At 68.3% G+C, this 375-nt stretch carries 1 protein-coding gene; it reads left to right on the top strand.

The window, feature by feature from the left end:
• On the top strand, positions 1-375 hold a 375-nt coding region (locus KDH83_RS31970), incomplete at both ends, for a hypothetical protein (protein WP_212323212.1).

The raw sequence follows: 375 nt of genomic DNA, 5'->3' as shown, positions 1-375 counted from the left end.
TTCCAGCCCTTCAGCGCGCTGCCGTCGATCTCGATCGACAGCCTGTCGTTCGACTGGAACATCCAGCCCCCGACGGGCGCCATGGAATTCGGCGCGGTCGCCCATCTGCAGCTCACTCCCACCTGCCCCATGCTGCTGGGCATACAGACCCAGCCCGGCCTGAACTACGTGGTCGAACTCAGCCAGGCGCCCGGCGCCACGCTGAGCCTGTCAGACCTGGTGCACGCCTTCGCGCCCGGCCTGCCCTTTCCGGAACTGACGGTGGAGGACTTCGTCGTCACGCTGCAGCCGGACATCAGCTTCTATGAACTCGCTGCCGCGATCGCCGGCCGCTGGGGCGTGGTGCAGGACCGGGGCGTCGAAGGGGCCAGCGGC

Source organism: Achromobacter sp. Marseille-Q0513 (genome assembly GCF_018195695.1).
Taxonomy (GTDB): Bacteria; Pseudomonadota; Gammaproteobacteria; order Burkholderiales; family Burkholderiaceae_B; genus Achromobacter.
The sequence above is the reverse complement of the archived record's forward strand: the minus strand, read 5'-3'. Positions and strand labels throughout refer to the sequence as shown.